The 17,791-nt window shown below is 69.2% G+C and carries 15 protein-coding genes; 8 read left to right on the forward strand and 7 right to left on the reverse strand.

All coding sequences use genetic code 11. From position 1 onward, the window contains the following. The first annotated feature begins 26 nt into the window (after positions 1 to 26). From IT371_07370 to IT371_07400, 7 genes are all read left to right on the forward strand, one after another. Positions 27 to 2,261 (forward strand): trehalose-6-phosphate synthase, encoded by a 2,235-nt coding sequence (locus tag IT371_07370; protein MCC6747460.1) that lies wholly within the window; start codon positions 27 to 29, stop codon positions 2,259 to 2,261. Further along, a complete protein-coding gene (gene otsB / locus IT371_07375) occupies positions 2,258 to 3,016 on the forward strand; it encodes a trehalose-phosphatase (GenBank protein MCC6747461.1) in 759 nt (252 codons plus the stop codon). Before IT371_07370 ends, otsB begins: the two co-directional genes overlap by 4 nt. Beyond that, positions 3,013 to 3,507 carry a winged helix-turn-helix transcriptional regulator gene (locus IT371_07380; GenBank protein MCC6747462.1) on the forward strand — a complete coding sequence of 165 codons (495 nt, stop codon included), beginning with the start codon at positions 3,013 to 3,015 and terminating at the stop codon, positions 3,505 to 3,507. Before otsB ends, IT371_07380 begins: the two co-directional genes overlap by 4 nt. A gap of 163 nt (positions 3,508 to 3,670) precedes the next feature. Next, positions 3,671 to 3,940 carry a hypothetical protein gene (locus IT371_07385; protein ID MCC6747463.1) on the forward strand — a complete coding sequence of 90 codons (270 nt, stop codon included), beginning with the start codon at positions 3,671 to 3,673 and terminating at the stop codon, positions 3,938 to 3,940. A 104-nt stretch (positions 3,941 to 4,044) separates the two neighbouring features. Continuing rightward, complete coding sequence (locus IT371_07390; GenBank protein MCC6747464.1) at positions 4,045 to 4,980, forward strand: hypothetical protein; 936 nt, start codon at positions 4,045 to 4,047, stop codon at positions 4,978 to 4,980. A gap of 89 nt (positions 4,981 to 5,069) precedes the next feature. Beyond that, on the forward strand, positions 5,070 to 5,960 hold the full coding sequence (locus tag IT371_07395; protein MCC6747465.1) for a carbon-nitrogen hydrolase: 891 nt from the start codon (positions 5,070 to 5,072) through the stop codon (positions 5,958 to 5,960). Positions 5,961 to 6,020: 60 nt separating this feature from the next. Beyond that, complete coding sequence (locus tag IT371_07400) at positions 6,021 to 7,043, forward strand: agmatine deiminase family protein (protein MCC6747466.1); 1,023 nt, start codon at positions 6,021 to 6,023, stop codon at positions 7,041 to 7,043. Between the two features lie 206 nt (positions 7,044 to 7,249). Here the strand turns inward: IT371_07400 and IT371_07405 are convergent, their stop codons facing one another. From IT371_07405 to IT371_07415, 3 genes are all read right to left on the reverse strand, one after another. Continuing rightward, entirely contained in the window at positions 7,250 to 7,534 is a 285-nt protein-coding gene (locus IT371_07405) for a hypothetical protein (protein ID MCC6747467.1), read from the reverse strand. Between the two features lie 2 nt (positions 7,535 to 7,536). Continuing rightward, positions 7,537 to 7,866, reverse strand: coding sequence for a hypothetical protein (locus IT371_07410; protein ID MCC6747468.1), 330 nt, complete (start codon positions 7,864 to 7,866; stop codon positions 7,537 to 7,539). Between the two features lie 162 nt (positions 7,867 to 8,028). After that, positions 8,029 to 9,573 (reverse strand): universal stress protein, encoded by a 1,545-nt coding sequence (locus IT371_07415; protein ID MCC6747469.1) that lies wholly within the window; start codon positions 9,571 to 9,573, stop codon positions 8,029 to 8,031. Positions 9,574 to 9,951: 378 nt separating this feature from the next. Between IT371_07415 and IT371_07420 the strand changes: the two genes are divergently transcribed. Then, positions 9,952 to 10,461, forward strand: a complete 510-nt coding sequence (locus IT371_07420; protein MCC6747470.1) for a MarR family transcriptional regulator — start codon at positions 9,952 to 9,954, stop codon at positions 10,459 to 10,461. Between the two features lie 200 nt (positions 10,462 to 10,661). Here the strand turns inward: IT371_07420 and IT371_07425 are convergent, their stop codons facing one another. From IT371_07425 to IT371_07440, 4 genes are all read right to left on the reverse strand, one after another. Further along, a complete protein-coding gene (locus IT371_07425; GenBank protein ID MCC6747471.1) occupies positions 10,662 to 11,576 on the reverse strand; it encodes a mechanosensitive ion channel in 915 nt (304 codons plus the stop codon). Positions 11,577 to 11,599: 23 nt separating this feature from the next. Further along, complete coding sequence (locus tag IT371_07430) at positions 11,600 to 14,623, reverse strand: AAA family ATPase (GenBank protein MCC6747472.1); 3,024 nt, start codon at positions 14,621 to 14,623, stop codon at positions 11,600 to 11,602. 387 nt (positions 14,624 to 15,010) lie between these two features. Next, positions 15,011 to 15,880: a mechanosensitive ion channel family protein gene (locus IT371_07435; GenBank protein MCC6747473.1), complete on the reverse strand. Its 870-nt coding sequence runs from the start codon at positions 15,878 to 15,880 to the stop codon at positions 15,011 to 15,013. After that, positions 15,865 to 17,130 carry a cation:proton antiporter gene (locus tag IT371_07440; protein MCC6747474.1) on the reverse strand — a complete coding sequence of 422 codons (1,266 nt, stop codon included), beginning with the start codon at positions 17,128 to 17,130 and terminating at the stop codon, positions 15,865 to 15,867. The genes IT371_07435 and IT371_07440 overlap by 16 nt, the downstream gene beginning before the upstream one ends. Between the last annotated feature and the right edge of the window lie 661 nt (positions 17,131 to 17,791).

Genomic DNA, 17,791 nt, shown 5'->3' on the forward strand with positions numbered 1-17,791 from the left:
GAGTGTGTGCTAGCGTGTCGTTCGTGATTCCCCGCGCGGTAAGATTCCTTGGCTTGCTGCTGGCTGGGCTGGCGCTCCTCGCCTGGCTCGTCTTCCTGGCGCTCACTGGCGTGACCCGTCAGTGGCTGGAAAAGGATCTGAAGCTGCGTGCGCAGCTCGCGGTGACCGCGGCCCAGCAGGGCCTCGCGGCGCACTGGACGACCGACAAGCAGCGTCTGACGGCGATCCTGACGGATATCACCCGGGACGAACGGATCATGGGCGCCGCGGCGTGTGCGTCTGACGGCGTGCTGCTGGCCTCCACGGAGGCCTATCCGCACGAGTTCGGCTGCCGGAAAACGCTGGAGGCGATGGACCGGGAGTCGGGCGGCGCGCACGTCGCTTGGGCCATGACGACCGCCCTTCCGTCGGGGCGGGTTCAGCTCAGCGCGACCCGGATCGAGCCTCGCGGTGTCCCACTGGGCGTCCTCCTGCTGGTGCACGATCTGAGCTACGTCGAGCGGCGCGAGGCGACGACGCGGAACGTTATCCTCGGCATGTTCTTCGTGCTCGCGGTCTCCGCCTCGGTGCTGACGCTCGGCTTGGCTCGTCTCGCCTGGCGGAGGTGGGCGCGCGAGCTCCGCAGCGCCATCGCGGGGGATGGGAGCAAGGAGTTCCAGCCCTTGGCGCGGGACGTGCGCGCGCTGGTCGACGAGCTGGCGCGTGACCGCGAGGCCGAGGTGCGAACAGGAGCCTGGGGCCCCGACCGGCTGAGGGCCACCCTGAAGCAGCACCTTCACGGGGAGCGCGTGGTGGTCCTCGCGAACCGCGAGCCGTACATACACGAGCGCGACGGCGCGGGGGTGCGCGTCGTGCATCCCGCGAGCGGGCTCGTCACGGCGCTCGAGCCGGTGATGCGGGCCTGCTCCGGCGTCTGGGTGGCGCACGGTAGTGGCGGAGCGGACCGCGACGTGGCCGATTCGGCGGGACACGTGCGCGTGCCGCCGGGCGAGGAGTCGTACCTCCTGCGGCGCGTGTGGCTCACCCCTCAGGAAGAGGCTGGTTACTACTACGGGCTGGCCAACGAGGGGCTGTGGCCGCTCTGTCACCTCGCCCACGCCCGGCCGATCTTTCGCGCCGAGGACTACGAACAGTACGTCGCCGTCAACCGACGGTTCGCGGATGCGGTCTGCGAGGAGGCGGACACCGACGACCCGATCGTCCTCGTGCAGGACTACCACTTCGCGCTCGCACCGCGGATGATCCGCGAGCGCCTGCCGCGGGCCACGATCCTTTCCTTCTGGCACATCCCCTGGCCGAACGCGGAGCGCATGGGGATCTGTCCGTGGAGGGAGGAGCTGCTCTCGGGTCTTCTGGGATCGAGCATCATCGGGTTCCACACCCAGCAGCACTGCAACAACTTCATCGACTCCGTGGACGCCTTCATGGAGAGTCGCATCGACCGAGAGGAATTCGCCGTGGTCCAGGGGCCGCGGAAGACGCTGGTCCGTGCCTATCCCATCTCTATCGAGTGGCCTGTGCGCCGGATGGCGACCGTACCGACCGTGGAGGAGTGTCGGCGCTCTGTCCGCGAGGAGCTCGAGTTGTCCGACAACGCCCTGCTGGGCGTCGGCGTCGACCGGCTGGACTACACCAAGGGGATCGAGGAGCGCTTTCTGGCGGTGGACGCGCTCCTGGCGAGCCACGAGGAGTTCCGTGGACGATTCGTCTTCGTCCAGATCGCCGCGCCTAGTCGTACGAAGATCGAGCGCTACCAGCGACTCAACGACCGTCTCGAGACGCTGGCGGAGGAGATCAATGCGCGCTGGCGCTCCGGAGCCTACCGGCCGATCGCGTTCTTGCGCACGCATCACGAGCCGCTCGCCGTGTTTCGCCACTTCCGGGCGGCCGACCTCTGCTACGTGAGCAGTCTCCACGATGGCATGAACCTCGTGGCGAAGGAGTTCGTCGCCGCGCGGGACGACGAGCAGGGGGTGCTGGTGCTGAGTCAGTTCACGGGGGCGGCGCGAGAGCTCACCGAGGCCCTGGTGGTGAATCCATACGACATCCGGCAGGCGAGCGAAGCGCTGGCGACGGCCCTCAGAATGCCGCCTGCGGAGCAGCGAGAGCGCATGCGATCGATGCGCAGGATCGTGGCGGAGTTCAACGTCTACCGATGGGCAGGGCGCATGCTGATCGACGCCGCCGAGGTGCGACGTCGAGAGCGGCTCACGGGGCGCCTCTCCTCGACGATCTCCCGGGTGTTGACTGTCGGCCGATGAAGCACGTGCTGGCGGCTGCCAACCGAGAGGTGCTTGCTCAGTTCGCGTGGTCGCGGGTGCTGTTGGCGTTCGACTTCGACGGCACCCTGGCACCGATCGTGACGGACCGGGACGCGGCGCGGATGAGAGAGCGTACGCGAGCGCTGCTGGCGGAAGTGTGCGAGCTCTATCCCTGCGCGATCATCTCCGGACGCGGTCTCACCGACGTCTCGAGCCGGGTGGGTGGGCTACGAGTGCCATTCGTCGTGGGGAACCACGGCATGGAGCCCGGCAAGGGCCTGCCCGAATTTGCCCGAGAGGTTCGAGCGATCCGGTCGCAGCTGGAGGCGGAGCTGTCTGCATTCACCGGGGTCGATATCGAGGACAAGCAGTTCTCGCTCGCGGTGCACTACCGACGCTCGCGGCACAAGCGGGCCGCACGTGCGGCGATCCACGCGGCAGTGCCGAGGCTGCTCCACCCGGTGCGGGAGGTTGCCGGGAAGCTGGTCGTGAACCTGATCCCCGAGGGCGCCCCGCACAAGGGGGACGCACTCGTGCGACTGCGCTCGCGGGCACGCACCGACACCGCGATCTACGTGGGGGACGACGTCACGGACGAGGACGTGTTCGCGCTGGACCAGCCAGGCCGGTTGCTCTCCATCCGGGTCGGTTGCTCGAGGCGTTCGTCCGCGGAATACTTCCTGCGGGATCAGCGAGAGGTGGATGTGTTGCTGCGGCGGCTGGCCACGCTTCGGCGGGGGGTGAGGCGCGGATGACACAGGGGACCGAGAAGGGGGGAGGGGAGAGCCTCGCAGCAGCCGGGGAGCTGCTGCGGAGCCTCTCCAGGTTGAATCACGCGATGGAGAGAGCGTCGCGGGCGCTGGAGCGAACGGCGGGCGTGACGGCGCAACAGCGCGTGGTGATCCGATGGGTGGGACGATTCCCGGGCATGACCGCAGGTGACCTCGCGCGGCAGCTCTCTCTCGACGCGGGAACGGTCTCGGCGGCCTTGGGGCGACTTGAGAGGCGGGGGCTCGTGGAGCGGCGACGCGGCAAGAGGGACGGACGGCGAGTGGTGCTGGGGCTGACGGCAGCCGGCCGGGCAGTCGATCGCGAGGTGGTGGGGCCGGTGGAGCGGTCGGCGGAGCTCCTGGCGGCGACGATCCCACCCGAGGCCCTGGCGACGGCACAGCGGGTCATCGAGAGGCTTCGAGACCTGGTCGAGGCGCAGGGAGGGCGTTCCCCGGTGGGCGCAGAGGGCGGCTGAGTGCAGCGCCGGCGCGTTGCGGTAGCCGGTGTTCGGGACGTAGGGGTGGGGATTCGTGACTCCGGCATGGGGGGGGCCGCACCCGGAGAGGTCTTGGCGATCCCGACATTCTCGTCCCCTGGGCGGATGCGGACGTGGCGTGGCTCCTGCCATGATGGGGGAAATGTCCTTGGTGCGGCGAGGTCCCCTTCGGGCGAGGCGCGGCCGGCGCCTGCTGGGGTTCGCGCTGCTCGGGGGCGCGGCGGGCGTGGCCGATCGCGCCAGCGAGCGATTGGCACTCCGGGCGACGCGGCTCGGCTCGGCGGGGCATACGCACGGTGCGAGGTGCGTGGCGGTGCTGTCGCACCTCGTTGCGCACTTCTTCGGCAGCGAGGTGCTCTCCTGTAGCTCGGTCTGCGTCCGGGCCTGGGCGGGCTACCGGCCGGTCAAGTGATCCGGCGAGCCCATCCACCGAGCGACGAGTAGCCCGATCTTTTTCGCGACAGGACGGTGGCTCCTCACCGTATATGCATGAGCATGACGCGGAGCCTCTTCCAGATGACGAGACCTGCGTGCGCGTGCCTTGCCGCGTGCTTCTTCGTGGCGTGTCACTCGGCGACGCCGGGAGTAGGTGGCGATGGAGGGCCCGCAGACGGCGGGGCCCTCGAAGCGGGTTCGGTCTCCGACGGGTCCGGTGGCGAGCTCGGGTCGCGCGACGACGCCGGCGCGAACGACGGGGCGCAGGAGGCGAGTCCGGAGCGCGACCTCGGTGGGGCGGGGGACTACTTCGTGTGGGACGGGCGGTCTGCCGGCGCGGATCTCGCCGGGAGGCGGGACGTGGGGAGCGCGCGGGATGCCGCGGGGAAGCGGGACGTGGGCCCGAGCCCCGATGCGGCCGTGCGGCGGGACCTGACGAGCGCGCCCGATGCGGCGGTGCGGCGCGACGTGGGCCCGAGCCCCGATGCGGCGCCTCGTCGGGACAGCGGTAGCGTGGCGACGCCGCCCTGCGTGACCGGCCAGGGGGTGGCGGCCTACCGCTTTCACTTCGGTCCGTCGGGGACCTACGCCACGCTGGACGCGTGGGGGCTGCGCTCCACGGCCTGGTGGGAGGTCGTCCCCGTCTGGGCTGACAGCCAGCTCGTGGACCAGAACCAGAGCCTGCACCTCGGTTCCTCGTCGGCCTACGTGCGGGTGCGCTGGAGCTTCGACGGCATCCAGTCCTTCACGAAGGGGAGCCTCTGCATCCAGGCGCGCTCCTACAGCACCGGCACCTCGTCGAAGTTTCGCCCGTGGAGCCCGATCCACGGCGACACGGTCTCGGGGCTCGTCTCGGTGTATCCGTACGCCTGGTACTGCGTGGACTGGACCAACTTCATGAGCGTCAACGACCAGGCCGGGCTCCTCGGCTACCGGCTCTACCCGGATAGCTACGGCGCGGCGAGCCTGGCGATCCACGCGGTGGAGCTCTGCCTGCAAGGGGTGGTCTACAAGTAGATCTGGCCACCTTGGCCGCGCTCCCTCCCGCCGGGCTCCGTTGAAATAGCGCTTGGCCTTCGCGCGAGCCCTCGGTAGATCTTGCCCCCATGTCGCCTGGACGAACCTTTCAGCTCGCGGCCCTGCAGCTTCGAATGACCTCGCGTCCGGCGGAGAACCTGGACCGCGCCGTGGCGGCCATCCGCGAGGCCGCGGCCCGCGGGGCGAACATGGTCGTGCTCCCCGAGCTCTTCCGGTCGCTCTACTTCTGCCAGACCGAGGACCACGCGCAGTTCGACCTGGCGGAGCCGATCCCCGGGCCCACGACCGAGACGCTCGGGGCGCTGGCGAAGGAGCTGTCGATCGTGCTCGTGGCGTCCCTCTTCGAGCGGCGCGCCGCGGGGCTCTACCACAACACGGCGGTCACCTTCGACGCCGACGGGCGCATCGCCGACGTCTACCGCAAGATGCACATCCCCGACGACCCGCTCTACTACGAGAAGTTCTACTTCACGCCGGGGGACCTCGGCTTTCGCGCCTGCGATACGCGCTTCGGGCGGGTCGGCACGCTGGTCTGCTGGGATCAGTGGTTTCCGGAGGGGGCGCGTCTCACGGCGCTCGAGGGGGCGGCGCTCCTCTGCTACCCGACGGCCATCGGCTGGCATCCGAGCGAGAAGGCCGAGTTCGGCGCGGCGCAGGCGGACGCCTGGCGCACCATCCAGCGGGCGCACGCCATCGCGAACGGGGTCTATGTCTGCGCGGTGAATCGCGTGGGGCACGAGGGACCCGCCGGCGGGGGGATCGAGTTCTTCGGCGGCAGCTTCGTCTGCGACCCCTTCGGTGTGGTGCTGGCCGAGGCGGGGCGCGAGACCCCCGAGACGTTGCTCGTGGAGGTGAACCTCGCGTATCAGGAGGCTGTGCGGCAGCACTGGCCCTTCCTGCGCGATCGGCGGATCGACGCCTACGGCCCGCTCTCGAGCCGCTACCTGCATTCGAAGTAGCCCGTGGCCCGCCCTGCGAAAGCGCCTCTCGAGCGAAGCCCGCACGCGCTCGGCTATGCGATGCCCGCCGAGTGGGCTCCGCACCGGCGCACCTGGCTCGCCTGGCCGCACAACGCCGCCGACTGGCCGGGAAAGTTTGCACCGCTCCCGTGGGTCTACGGGGAGATGGTGCGGCACCTGGCGCGAGGCGAGCGCGTGGGGATCCTGGTCGGGGACGCGGCGCTGAAGCAGGCCGCGACGCGCGTGCTGGACAGAGTGGGCGCGGATCTCTCGCAGGTAGACTTCCTCGAGGTGAGGACCGACCGCTCGTGGGTGCGCGACACGGGGCCCTCCTTCGTGCGCCGCGCGAGCGGGGAGGTGGCCGCGGTCTGCTGGGCCTTCAACGCCTGGGCCAAGTACAACAACTGCAAGCTGGACGCGCAGGTGGGCGCGGCGATCGCGGGTGCGGCCGGCGCGGCGGTCTTCGAGCCGCGGCGACCCGACGGCGCGCGCTTCGTCCTCGAGGGAGGCGCGATCGACGTGGACGGAGAGGGGACGCTCCTCTGCACCGAGGAGTGCCTGCTCGACCGCGTGCAGGGGCGGAACCCCGGCGTCGCGCGCGAGGCGCAGGAGGCCGTGCTGCGCGAGGCGCTCGGGGTGGAGCGCGTGCTCTGGCTCGAGAAGGGCATCGTGGGCGACGACACGCACGGGCATATCGACGACCTGGCGCGCTTCGTGGCGCCGGGGCGCGTGCTCCTCTGCCGCGAGGACGCCCCCGCCGACCCGAACCACGCAGTGTGCGTCGAGAACCGCGCGCGTCTCTGCGAGGCGCGAGATGCGCGCGGCCGGCGGCTCGAGGTAATCGATCTGCCCATGCCCCGTCCACTCGTCTTTCGCGGGCAACGCCTCCCCGCGAGCTACGCCAACTTCTACGTCGGGAACCGCGTGGTGCTCGTGCCCACCTTCAACGATCCGAACGATCGTCTGGCGCTGAACCTGCTCGCGGAGCTCTTTCCGTCGCGCGAGGTGGTGGGCATTCACTGCGTCGACCTCGTCTGGGGGCTGGGCACGATCCACTGCGCGACGCAGCAGGAGCCGGGGTAGGGGGCTGCGCAGTAAACCCGCACGCCTGTCTCGTACGGAGGGATCGTCGCGCCTGCAATCGATCGATGTCGCATGGGCCAGGCCGGTCATCCTGCTCGACCCGAGGCCCACACCGGCCGGCGGATCTTCTCGACGTACCTCTCGAGAGCCGCCCCCCTCCTCGCTCCTCACCGGCCGATCAACGAGGTCCCGTGCGCCGCGAAGGGTCAGGGCCACCCCACCGCGCCCTGGGCCATCAGCGTGTCCCCCACCGCCCAGTTGGCGTCCAGGCGGGTGAAGCTCTCGTACCCCCCGATCGGTTGACCGTTCGTGCAGCCTGCGATGAGCGCGCCTTCCCAACCGTCCGGTAGTCCATGCAGGCCGTCATCTCGACGGTGGTTGTGAAGCACGTAGCCCCCCACTGGAATGGACCTCCCCGCCAGCAGCGTCTCGCTACCGTCGCTCCGGACATAGACGAAGTCTACCGCAGCAGGTTGGCTCCCCAGGTTCATGACTACGATCCCCGGTGCGTTCCTGTGCTCCGGCCTAAGGGAGAGAGTCGCGCGTCCTTCTCGTCGAAAGCCTGTGCGTACGGCGCCGGCTCGAGCGCGGCGAGCACCGGCCACGAGCTGATCGTCGGATCGAGGATGACGAGCCCTTGGGCCAGGTTGCCGGGCCCCACGCGACGCTGGCGCAGCACCAGCTCGAGCGTGCGGCCCACCTCGATCGGCAGCGCGCGCCTCGCGGGCAGGGAGTACGGCCGCGTGCGTCCGGCGGTGTAGTGACCGGCGATCCGCGCGAGGGCGAGGATGCAGCAGCCGGAAGTCGAACAGGATCGTCCCACGACCCTGCACAAGACACTCCTCCCCTGGTTCCAGGAGGCTGCTGACCGTCATCTGAAGGGGGACTACTGATCTCGCGCGATTCAGCCGAGAGGGGATGTGGAGGCGGACCCTGGCCCCCCCCGACGGCGCACAGTGAGCGCTCAGTCCTCCCCGAAGCGAGCTCAGCTCGGCGGCGTCTTCGCGTCCTCTGCAAGCCTGACCACGAGGACCGAGCACTTCGCCCGGCGAAGCACGTCCTCGGCGACGCTTCCGAGCAGCACACGCCGAATCCCGGTCCTCCCGCGCGTTCCGAGGACGATGAGGTCCGCGCCGACCTCTTCGGCGGTCGACAGAATCGCGGTGGGAGGAAACCCTTCGACGATCCGGCGGTCTCCTTCGAGGTGGAGGCGTTCCAGCGCCCCGGCCAAGCGCTCCATCGCGACCTCGCGCGCGCCCTCGGGGATGATCGGAGGCATAGCGTGCGGGGGCAGCCCACCGTACTCCGGTACGGCGACAAGATTGGTCAGCTCGAGGCAATGTATGACGATCAGTCGTGCGCCGCTGCGCTGAGCCTCGCGGTCGGCCGCGGTCAGTGCTGGAAGAGACGGATCGGACAGGTCCGTGGCGACCAGGATCGTTCTTGTCTCTGGCCCGCGACGCGCCACCAGGACGGGCGCGTGGGCGTAACGGACGATGCGCTCGGCGACGCTGCCCAGGAGGACACGGGAGAGACCCGTCGCACCGCGACTGCCGACGACGATCAGCTCGGCACCCGCCTTCTCTGCGCTCGAGACGACGCCGGCATAGGGGATCCCTTCCTCCACGACGGCGGTGAAGTCGGAAGGCTCGCGGCCGGTCACCTCGCACGTGCGCTCGACGAGCGCGATCAGGGCTCGTTCCTGCAGCTGCGCCTGGGCGGCGCGCTGCTCCGCATGCCGGTGCGGGAAGAGCATGTTCACCCGCATCAGGCTGGGAACGATGTGACACACCAGCAGCCGCGCCTCGGTGTCTCTCGCCCTTCCGTCTCCCTGGCGGAGCGCCTCGTTTCCTGCCTCGCTCAGATCCGTCGCCACGAAGATGATTCGCGCGCGGATGTCGCCCTCGATCGCATGCATCGCCTTCTCCTCTGGCATGTCTATCCCCGCGGGCCAGACCTCGACGCACCCGCCCCCGGCGCGCTTGCTCGCGTAGGCCGCCCGATCCGCCTGGTCGATGGACTGGCTCACGGGGATCGCGGCGCTCATAGTTGCAACTCCGATCGACGCGGTGAGCGACGTCCCGTCCGGCAGGACCGGATGGTGAGTCAGTCGCCGAAGCACCCCGCGCGCTGTGCCTGGTGTTGCCTCCGGCATGCACACCAAAAACTCGTCCCCTCCGTAGCGGTACACGAGGTCGTACGGTCGAAGGTCGCGTTCGAATCGCCGGGCCACGGACTTCAGCACCGCGTCGGCGAGCCGATGTCCGTATCGGTCGTTGATCCCCTTGAATCCGTCCAGGTCGACCATTGCCACGCACACGGGGTGTCCCGATCTGTCCCCTCGTGCGCGCTCGCTCTCGAGCTGGCGCCACATCGAGTGGCGGTTGAAGAGCCCGGTGAGCGCGTCAACCTCGGCGAGGTGGTCACGTGACGTTCGCTCAAGATCGAGGGACTCCTGCGCGAAGCGACGCGACAGCCTGACGAACCTGTCGTAGCTCTCGGGTCGAACGGACCCACTGGCGCCGATCATCGATGCGAGCCTCGCAGCCTCTCGATGGACCTGTTCGTGAAGGGCCGTGAGTGTCGCGAGCTGCTCCCTTCGGCGCGGGTCGCATGGCGTCGGCTGATCGCTCCACCGTGTGAAGGGGCACCGGCTACCGGGCTGCGTGCCTGGATCTACGGGAAGGCGGCAGATCAGCGCCCGGTTGAACTCGCTGAGCCAGATCCGATGCCCGTCGAACGAGTCCGCCAGGCCACGGACGAGCGACGACGACGCGTCGTCGGAAGCGGGATCTTCCGGGACGGCGGCGTCCTCCCACCCCTCGTGCACGCTATCCATCACGATTTGTAGCGTAGCGGCAATATAGTTGCGAGTCAAACGATATGTTTTGAAGTGCAACGATATCCAATGGTACATAGAACAGGTTGCGACCCGACGGTCGCATCTCGAGGAGATAGGGTGACGAGCAGCGACGGAGGGGACGGCGATGGTCTCGGACAGGTTCTCGGCTTCATGCGCACGCTGTGGGCCGTGGACCACGCGCTGCGCAAGGCGTCCAAGGAGATGAAGCGCCGCGTTGGCCTGACAGGCCCGCAGCGGCTCGCCGTGCGCGTCGTGGGACAGTTTCCGCAGGCCACTGCGGGCGAGATTGCCAGGGTGCTGCATGTCCATCCGAGCACCCTGACCGGCGTGCTGGACCGCCTGGGGAGGTCGGGCTTGCTGCGGCGAATGATTGACTCGAGCGACCGGCGCCGGGCCCGTTTCGAGCTCACGGCGAAGGGGGAGCTCGCCGATCGCGCGCGCGCGGGCACCGTCGAGGAGCGTGTGCGACGAGCGCTACGAGGAGTGCCGGCGGACGACATCAGGGTGGCGCGCGGGGTCCTCGCGCACCTTGCGCGAGAGCTCACGAACGGGTGAAACCGTCGCTAGCGCCTGCCCCGGCGGGCGGACGACCGGCAGGAGCTCGTGGGCGAGGACGTGGCTGGCAGACGAGGCTGCCGGAAGGGTCTTCGTCAGGATGGACACTGCATGGGCTTTACGGGGAGAGCTCCAGCAGCCGCTCCGCCCGGGGGAGACCACTCCCGTCGTGACGCGCTCGAGCCGACGGGTGCCGGCGTTCAGTCACGCACGGCCGGCGCGCGGGATAGCCCCTCGGTCATTCGTCGATGAAGAACTCCCGGCGGCAGGATGCCGTGGGCCGCGAAGGCCTCGAGGACCCGAAAATGAACATCCGTCTCGAAGTCCTTCTCGTACTTGCAGTCGAAGACGTACGGCCGGGCCTTGAGCTGGACGGCGAAGTAATTCTCGACGATCAGCTGTTTTGCCAGCACCGGAACGGGCCGGTCGAGATGCACGTACATGCTCACCAGACAGGCCTCGCGGATCAGCTCCGCGGCGCGCTTCACGTCCTGGTCGATGCCGACGTAGAAGTCCATCGGGACCTGCATCTCGAGCGCGCCGTAGTTCCCGCTCGCGGTGACGTCGGTGAGGATCTTGTTGTTCGGGATGGTGATCACGTTGTGGTCGAGAGTGTTCATCCGCACGCTGCGGAGCCCGATCCTGATGATGTCCCCATACTGGCCTGCATAGCCGACGCGATCACCGACCTGAAAGGGCCGATCGAAGAGAATCGTGATCCCGGCGATGAACGCGGCCACGAGGTCGCGCATGGCGAACCCGACGGCGAAGGCCATCGCGCCGCCGATTACTGTCACGGCCGTCGATTCGAGCCGGACACTCAGACCGAGGGCGATGCCGGCGGTGGTGAGCACGATGATGAAGCGCGTGATGGATTCGAGCTTCTGGACGGTGGGGCGCCGGTTCGTGAAGCGTTTGGCCAGACGATCCGAGACGTTTCCGACGATGCGCAGCGCGATCATCGCGCCAACGATGATCAGCACGGAGAAGGCGACGCCGCCCCAGCGTACCGCTCCGGCAAGCTTGCCGAGGTCCGGGAGCTCCTGAGCGTATGCGGTGGCAGGAGCCAGGAGCCCCGTTGCGCTCAGCGCGGCGGTCCAGCGCGCGATTTTCATGGTGGCGTTCCTCCTCTGGACGGTCAACGGCTGGCGGGAAGCAGGTGGCGCCGCTGCAACAGACGCGTGACGGCGCGGTACCAGCCCCAGGTCACGCGGTATCGGCCCTCAAGGTCTTCGAAATACCCTCGGGCCAGGCCATAGCGGAGAGCGCTCGCGACCTGGGCATCGGGGAGCATCGTGGCTCGCACGAGGTCCGCGGGCAGCGCCAGCTCGAGTCGGAGCACCGAGCGGAGCACGAAGACGACGTCGTCGGGAAGCCTCTCGAGGTCCACCGTGTCGGGGGCCTTGAAGAGCTTGACGAAGACCGTGCCCTCATCGTCGACGCCGAGGGACCGTCGCCACATGTGCAGCGCCACTCCCGGGTTGCCGGCGGAGTAGTCCCAGATCATGCGGTAATAGCTCGCCTCCGTTCGGGCGAGTGCCTCCTCTCGTTCGATCTCGTCGGCGTCGCCGGGGAGCTGCTCGAGCAGGTGATCAAACCGTGGCTCGATTCCGGCCTCGCGGGACCGCGTTTGCAGCAACGCCACGACGTCGGGCTCGCGCCAGATCGGCAGGGTCATCACGTCGTCGAAGGTCGGTCGCTCACCGCGGGCCCGGAGAAAGAAGCGCCAGATGGTCGCGTCGAGCGCCAGGACCCAGGCGCAGGAGGAGCTGTTGCGTCGCGCCACCTCGAGAAGCGCGTCGAAAGCCTGCAGGCCTCCCATCTGGGGATGGATCAGCCGGTGCGCATTGTCGATCACGAGGGCCGAGTCGGCGACGGTCGACCCGGCTCGATTGGCGACCTGGCCGGCCTCGTCCAGGGTCGCCCCATCCTCGAGCCGCAGCGCGCGGGCGAGCTCCGCACGGAGCGCGTCGAGGCCGGCAATCGGGCAGTCGACCAGGGAGACGGCGGTCAGCGCGTCGCGTGCGCGCCGAAGGACGGTGCTCTTTCCGCTGCCGCGCTCGCCGATCACCACGTACACTCCTCCTCCGTCCGCCTTGATTCGTCGAAGGACCTTCTCTACGCTGTCGTCCTGGTCGACGAGGATCTTCCGAGGCGGCGCCTCAGGAGATAGCTTCTGGAAGAGCTCTTCGGGGAGGGGCTTCAAGGAGACGAGCGCTCCCTCCGCAGCCTTCTTCTTCAGACCGCGCCGGAAGAGGTACGCCAGCAGGCGACGGGTGGCGTCGAAGCGGCCCACCCACGCGCGTGCCGCGCGACTCGCCCCGTGGACGAAGAGGTAGGCGCCGCCCATGGCCGCAGCGGGAAGGCTGCTCCAGCCGGCCTGATGCGCGTCGACCCAGCGGAAGAACGCCCGTCGCGTGCGGAAGCGTGCCATGCGCTGAAAGATCACCTGGCGCCACCAGCGGATGATCACGAGGAAGACGGGGAGAACGGCGAACCAGCAGGTCGAGAAGACCCAGCTGTAGATCGTCCCCTTTCCGACGATTCTCTGGCTGATCGCCAGGATCAATCCGACCACCACCACCGTGCGCCCGGTGAGCCGGAGCGAGCGCAACCGGAGCGCCGAGGTGGCTGAGCGGGGCGCGCCGCGGGCCTCGACCTGCCCCGCGAGCGCGTCGATGCTGAGCACCGCGAGCGACCCGCCGAGGATCCAGCCCACCACCACGAAGAGGATCTCGACCTCGAACAGGTCCTTCGCCTCTGGCGGGAGGAACCACAGCAGAGTGAGGCCGAGGAGCAGCCATTCGAGCGGCCGGCGCACGTGAAGGAGGTACCGGATGCCTCGCGTGCGCCAGCTCTCCCCGGCGCGTCGTGCGTGCCGATCTCTCTCGTGCAGACGCTCGCGCGCGCCCTCGAGGACCGCTTCGGCGCGTCGACGCCACCAGAAGAGGGCGATGAAGCAAAACAACCACTTCACCGCGATCAGACTGACCGTGACCAGCGACTTGCTGCGCTCCGAGCCCTGGCCGCCCCGGATCGCCGCGAGCCATCTCAGGGTCGCCTGAAGATGATAGCGGAGCACCAGCGTCACTTGCCGGAGCTCGGCTCCTGCCTGCTCTCGGCCCACCTCGGAGAAGCCCGTGATCGCACTCCGCTTCGAGGCCGAGAGCTGGGGCAGCAGACGCAGCCGGGCGTCGTTCAGCGCGAGCATCTCGGCGTGGAGGCCGTGGACTCGCGCCCACCGGGCCCGCTCCGCGAGAACGCGCAGACGCCGGGCCGCCTTCTCCAGCGTCGCGCGCGTCTGACCCACCGACTGCCGATCGACGTCGACGGCGAGACCGGCGAGCCGATCGTCGCTCGCGCCGGGCACCTCTCGTCGCGGCGCGGCCAGCGCCGCCGCGACCTCTTCGCGGGTGGCACGCACCCAGGCGCGCAGGTTCGCGTAGAGTGCGTCGGCGCCGGCGCCATTCTTCCTGGTCTGCTCCAGTTCCCGCACCTCTCGCAGCAGAAGCAGCGTCTTGTCGGCTCGCTCTTTGAGAGCCTGGCTCTCGCGGGCGATCCGCCCCTCCAGCTCGGCCTGCTCGCGCGCGACGTCGAGCAGGCGTGCCCGCTCCTCCGCGACGAGGCGCTCGGCTTCGCTACGAGCCCTCCGCGCCATCGAGAGGGCGAGTTGGCGTTCCTCTGTCGCGGCCAGCGCACGTCGGTTCGCCGCGCTGATCTCGGCCGCCTCCTTGTTCGCCCCCGCGCCCCGTTGTCGCGCTGCATGGCGTCCAAGGAGCTCTTCCCGGCGCGCCCTGGGAAGCACCAGGAAATCCAGTCGCGCGCGGTCGAGCTCGACTCTGGCGGCCCAGAGTGAGGCCGGGAGGTCTCGCGGTAGCTCGTGCGGGGTCGCATCCGGAGGAGCACCGGCGTCACGGCGGCGATCGTGCCCTCGCCGCGGGCGCGCCCTCCGCGAAGGCCCGGCGACGGTGGCGTCGGAGATCCCGGCGTCCGCCGGGATGCGCGCGGCGTGCGCGAGGATCGTCCGAAGCCGCTCGGCCTCGACGCGGATCGCCGCCTCATCTCCCAGCGCCACCTCGAACAGGCTGGAGGGATCGACCGTCAGATCGAGCCGCTCGGCCATCAGGTCTCGGATGTGCCCCGTCAGCTTCCGTGTCGCCAAGACCCATGGAGACTCGGTCGGCTGCGAGGATGCACCCGCGGAGGCCTCGCCCGAGGTGCCGCCCCCGTCGCGTGGGCCCGCATCGCGTGCGCCTGCGTCGGGAGTGGGCACGGCTGGCCTGGGTTTGCCCGCTTCGGCCCGGGGACCCGGCTCTGGCCCCCCGTCCTCCGGCCGCTCGGCTCTCGCCGTGGCGGGCTCTCCCGAAGCTCCGAGGACGAGCACGACAGCGAAAAGGCGCGAGAGGCGGATGCTCGGGCGGGCGCGAGCGGCTCGAGCCTGGCCCGACTTCCCTCCGTCGCCGCCTCTGACCCGCATCTCCGCAGCCCCCTCTGGCGGCCCTTGGAGGGCCACCGTCCCTGAGGTTACACGGTTCCCCCGCCGTGTCACTCAGGTCGGCGGCGTCCCCGCCAGCAGCGTCTGCCTGAGCTCCACGGGCGCGAGCTGGAGGGTCTCCAGCGGCATCTCGACCCGCGCCGCCCGCAGCGCCTCAAGGAGTCGCTCACGCAGGGCGAAACGCTCCGCGATGTGCTGCTTCTCGTCGGCCAGCCAGACCCGAAACTGGAGTGCGAGGTTGTAGTCATTGACGGCGGTGACCACCATCTCCGCCGGAGGGGTGGTCAGGAACCGGGGGTCCGCGCCTACCAACTCCGAGAAGATCGCGCGTACCCGGCTCAGATCCTCTCTGGGACCGACCGTCATGTCGATGTCCAGTCTGAGACCGGGGAAGTTGGTGTAGGAGGCGACGGTGGTGTTCACCATGGCGGTGTTCGGGATCGCGAGCATCTTCCCGTCGGGGGTCACCACGCGGGTCGAGCGCAGCGTGATGTCCGTTACCCGTCCGTACTTTCCGTCGACCTCGATCAGATCCCCGACGACGAAGGGCCGGTCCCAGAAGATGAAGAGCCCGCTGATCACGTTCGACAGCGTGTCTCGCGCGGCGAAGCCGATGGTGAGGCCCACGATCCCGAGGCTCGCGACGAACGCGCCGGTGTTGATGCCCAGCTCGGACAGCGCCGTGACCAGGGCGAGGGTCATCATTCCCACGCGCGCGACGGTCCGGATGAAGGTCATCGCGGTGCGGTCCAGAGCCGCCTTGCGGGCGAGCAAGCGGCTCGCTCGGTCCACGAGCCGCCACAGGCCGTAGAAGACGGCCAGCACGATCGCCGCGATGATCATCTTGGGCAGGATCTTTGCAAGCCAGTCACCGACGGTGTCCGGGCCAAAACGGTCGACCAGTCGACTCAGGATCTGTCGCATTGCTCCTCCTCCTTCGCCCCGCGCGCTCGTCCAGCCGGCCCAGTGGCGGGGCCGTCCCGCAAGAGTCTCTCCTCCTCGTCCTCCGTGAGGAGCGGAGCCTCCGGAGTCTCGAACTCGGGCGTCTGGCTGCGGAAGAACAGCGAAGGGATCACGGTATTGACCAGCGCGTAGAGGATCAGGCCCGCGAAGACGTCCGAGGAGACCTCGAAACGATCGCGAAGCACCTGGGCAATCACCAGGGTGAAGACGAGGGTGGGAAGCATGGGAATGCCCACTCGAAGGCTCTCTCGCGCGCGCTCCCTGAAACGGATGCGGCGGTGCAGCGCGACGAGCGCGAGCCGCAAGGGGACCGCAGTGGCGAGGAAGCCTGCGCCGTAGAGGAGCGCCGTCCACGACATGTCGCTGCGCTTCAGAAGGAGTCCGGCGCCGAAGAAGTAGAACGGGACGAAGATGGACGCAAAGGCCTCGACGGCGTGGAGCATCTTTTCCGACGCCATGGCGGGCAGCTTCTCGCGGAAGCGCTGGGCCACGATCCCTACCACGAAGGCGCCGACGAGGTAGTAGACCCCGAGCTTTCGCGTGACGAGGGCGCAGACCACCGCGACCATCAGGAGGAAGGCGAATTCCGTCTTCGGCGCGTGGGGAAGGACGAACCTCGCGAAGGCATGGAACAGCAGTGGCAGCAGCGCGATCATCGTGACCAGCACCGTCGCCGAGAGGGCGAATCCCATCGGAGTCGCGGACTGGAGCGTGACGAACATCGCGACCAGCGCCACGATCTCCGTGGCGATGGCCTTGGCGCGGATCCAGAAGACGGCGTCTTGAGCGAGCCCGAGTCCCGGCAACGAGTCCAGGATGAACCCCGTCGAGGGCGTGAGCAGGGCCAGCGCCACCAGGACGGCGGGTCTCGTGCCCATGCCGAGGGCCGTGGCGGCAGCCGCGGCCACGGCGCCCAGCGCGAGGAGGCGCACCGCGAGGTGCTCGCCGAGGATACGGGTCTCCTTCCTCAGCGCGCGAAGGTCAACATCGAGGCCCGCGAACAGAAAGAGCGAGACGATGCCGAGCGTGGACAGCAGCTTGATCGTCGGGTCCTCCTGGAAGAGCCCGAGGCCCGGGCCCGCGAGAGCGCCCAGCGCGAGGCTCGTGATCGCCGCCGGGATGCGCAGCCGCTGCAGGACCCGAGGAACGACGAAGAGGCCGAAGAGCAGCAAGACGTACCCGGCCTCGGGCGAGAGCGCCACCGCCGACATCACGCCACCTCGGAAGGGCGTGGAGGCAAGCCGGAGACGGAGACATGAAAGGAGCTCTGCTCTGACGTGCAGCGCGTCTCAGGCACGATGGGCCTTGCCGGGCAGGGCGGGTGTTCCGGAGCACGATCCACCGCGCAGCTCCCGAACGCACCTCTGTCCCGCTCGTCGAGGAGAGCGGCACGCACGGGAGGCGAGTCGAGGCGCGGCATGCATGCCCAGGCGACCGGCTCCGAGCGGCTCACGGGGGTCCGGGTCCGATCATGGCCGATCGGGGGCAGGTCGCCGGGCGCCATGGTCAGGATCGCATAGCACGCGGTTCGTTGCTCTGGAAGCGTGACACCTCGGGCGCGTGGTAACGCGCCGCGAGCTTCGGTCCCCCACCTGTCCGGGGACACCGGCTCTGCTCGCGGTGGCCCTCTGGCGAGGCCTCACGTAGACACCGAGCGCCGGCGAGGTGCAGCGCGGAGGCCGCGCTCCCCGTGGCTGCCCGAGGGGGACAGGGGGCCGCATGGACGCGGCCGGGCGAGACCAGCAATGCTATCCTGCCGCGCCGGCGGCGTTCGTTTGACCGCCAGCTCTGTCCCGGCCTCGGTCCTGCAGGCGCATGGGTCAGTGCCCTCGGTGCGGCGGTTCCTGCACGGTGGTCTGGGCACGAAAGGAG

The organism is Deltaproteobacteria bacterium, from assembly GCA_020848905.1.
In the GTDB taxonomy this organism is placed as follows: Bacteria; Myxococcota_A; Polyangia.